Genomic DNA, 2,603 nt, shown 5'->3' with positions numbered 1-2,603 from the left:
CTCGCCGACCTCTTCGAGCAGGCCGCGGCCGACGCCACCCCCATCCGCGGGATCGTCGGCGACGACCCCGCCGAGTTCGTCGACGCGTTCGCCCACAACTACTCCCAGGGCGGCTACATCCCCGACCGCGCCCGCAAACAGCTCACCGACGCCATCACCCAAGCCGCGAACGAGGCCTGAGGGCCGCGCGCTCGACTGCCTGACCGGCGATCCGCGTGGGGCCTTGAGAAGTCCTGCAGAAAGTACGGCGAGAAGTTGCGCGCGCCGCACGACGTGGATATCGATGCGTCGAGAGGCAACAACTTCAGCCGAGCCGGCCCCCTCACAACGGCCGTGCTCCCATCAACCACCCCCCATTAACCTCAGCCTTCGATCGGGAGGGCCCCATGCCTTCATCTGTCATGCCCACATCCGTGAAGAGTGATGGTCGCACGTCGTCGGCCGCCATCTCCGCCGTCGGTCTGCGAAAGGCGTACGGCGACAAGACCGTGCTCGACGGCATTGATCTGCAGATCCCGGCCGGGTCCGTGTTCGCGCTGCTGGGTCCGAACGGCGCCGGGAAGACCACCGCCGTGAAGATCCTCTCCACGCTCATCACCGCAGACGCCGGCGAGCTGCACGTGGGCGGCCACGACCTGGCCGCCGACCCCCAGTCGGTGCGCGCCGCGATCGGTGTCACCGGTCAGTTCTCGGCCGTCGACGGCCTGATCACCGGCGAGGAGAACATGCTCCTCATGGCCGACCTGCACCACCTCTCCAAGCAGGAGGGCCGCCGGGTCGCGGCCGAACTCCTGGAGCGCTTCGACCTGGTGGAGGCCGCGAAGAAGCCCGCCTCCAGCTACTCCGGCGGCATGAAGCGCCGCCTGGACATCGCCATGACGCTGGTCGGCAACCCGCGGATCATCTTCCTCGACGAGCCCACCACCGGCCTCGACCCCCGCTCGCGCCACAACATGTGGGGCATCATCCGCGGACTGGTCTCCGGCGGGGTGACCGTCTTCCTCACCACCCAGTACCTCGAAGAGGCCGACGAACTCGCCGACCGCATCGCCGTACTCAACGACGGCAAGATCGCCGCCGAGGGCACCGCGGAGGAACTCAAGCGGCTCATCCCCGGTGGGCACGTCCGGCTCCGCTTCTCCGACCCGGTCGCCTACCAGTCCGCCGCGGCCGCCCTGCGCGACGTCACCACGGACGACGAGGCACTGGCGCTCCAGATCCCCAGCGACGGCAGCCAGCGTGAACTGCGGTCCATCCTCGACTGGCTCGACTCGGAGGGCATCGAGGCGGACGAGCTGACCGTGCACACCCCCGACCTCGACGACGTCTTCTTCGCCCTGACCGGCCCGGCCAACGTCATCAGCCAGACCAAGGAGAACGTCCGATGAGCGCCCTGTCCCTCGCCATCCGTGACTCGAGCACGATGCTGCGCCGCAACCTCCTGCACACGCGGCGCTACCCGTCCGGAACCCTGAACCTGCTGCTCGCGCCGATCATGTTGCTGCTGCTCTTCGTCTACATCTTCGGCGATGTGATGAGCGCGGGCATCGGCGGCAGCGATCGCTCCGACTACATCGCCTACATCGTTCCGGGCATCTTGATGATGACCATCGGAAGCACCGTGATCGGTGCCGCGGTCTACGTCTCCATGGACATGAACGAGGGCCTCATCGCCCGCTTCCGCACGATGAAGATCTACCGCGGCTCCATGATGATCGGGCACGTCGTCGGCAGCGTGCTGCAGTGCCTCGCCAGCGTGGTCCTCGTCGGCGCCGTCGCCGTGGCCATCGGCTTCCGCTCCACCGACGCCACGGCCCTGGAATGGCTGGCCGCGTTCGGACTTCTCGCGCTGTTCGCCGTGGCGCTCACCTGGATCGCGGTCGGCATGGGCGCGGCCAGCCCGAACGCCGAGGCGGCCGCCAACAGCGCCCAGCCGCTGATCCTGCTGCCGCTCATCTCCAGCGCCTTCATCCCGGCCGACACGATGCCCGGCTGGTTCCGGCCCATCGCCGAGTACCAGCCCTTCACGCCCGCCATCGAGACCCTGCGCGGCCTGCTCCTCGGCACCGAGATCGGCAACGACTGGTGGATCGCCCTCGCCTGGTGCGCCGGCCTGATCGTGCTCGGCTACCGCTGGTCGATGGCGCAGTTCAACCGCGACGCAAAGTAAGCGCGCGGGCTGCAGCCCGCAGCCGTCCCGCTCCAGGGCGGCGTCCTCCGACTCCGCGTCGGCGAACGCCGCCCTGTCGGCGTCTCCGGGCAGGCAGGGCGGGGCGGCGGCCACAACCGATGGGAACTCCCGTGAGAAGCAAGGCTGTTCGGCGGGCGTGAGCAACAACCGCAGCGGCCTGCCGCGCCGGTGCCACTGACTTCTCCGATGAGTTGTCGATGCCAGCGGGGTCGATTGAGGAGAGGCCGGTTTCCGTGCGGGCGTCGATGAGGCGCCCTGGGGTTCTCGACAGCGAAAGGGGTGGGGTCATGGAGACAGCACAGGGTCGGCGGCAGGCAGCGCCCGGTGCCTTCGCCTCCTTCGCTCGTTTCGTGTTCTGTGGCGGCGGGGTGGGGGTCGCCTCCAGCTTCGCGGTGGCCGCCCTCGCATCGTG

The 2,603-nt window shown here is 68.8% G+C and carries 2 protein-coding genes and 1 pseudogene; all 3 read left to right on the top strand.

Going from position 1 to position 2,603, the window contains the following annotated elements:
• Positions 1–180 (top strand): annotated as a pseudogene (locus tag AC07AG_RS42575) (DUF1048 domain-containing protein); the annotation flags it as partial.
• Between the two features lie 221 nt (positions 181–401).
• A complete protein-coding gene (locus AC07AG_RS42570) occupies positions 402–1,388 on the top strand; it encodes an ATP-binding cassette domain-containing protein (protein WP_478762583.1) in 987 nt (328 codons plus the stop codon).
• Positions 1,385–2,170 (top strand): ABC transporter permease, encoded by a 786-nt coding sequence (locus AC07AG_RS42565; protein WP_478762581.1) that lies wholly within the window; start codon positions 1,385–1,387, stop codon positions 2,168–2,170. The genes AC07AG_RS42570 and AC07AG_RS42565 overlap by 4 nt, the downstream gene beginning before the upstream one ends.
• Positions 2,171–2,603: the final 433 nt, after the last annotated feature.

The sequence above is a fragment of the Streptomyces sp. NPDC044044 genome (assembly GCF_056434405.1).
This window is presented reverse-complemented; position numbering and strand designations above follow the sequence as displayed.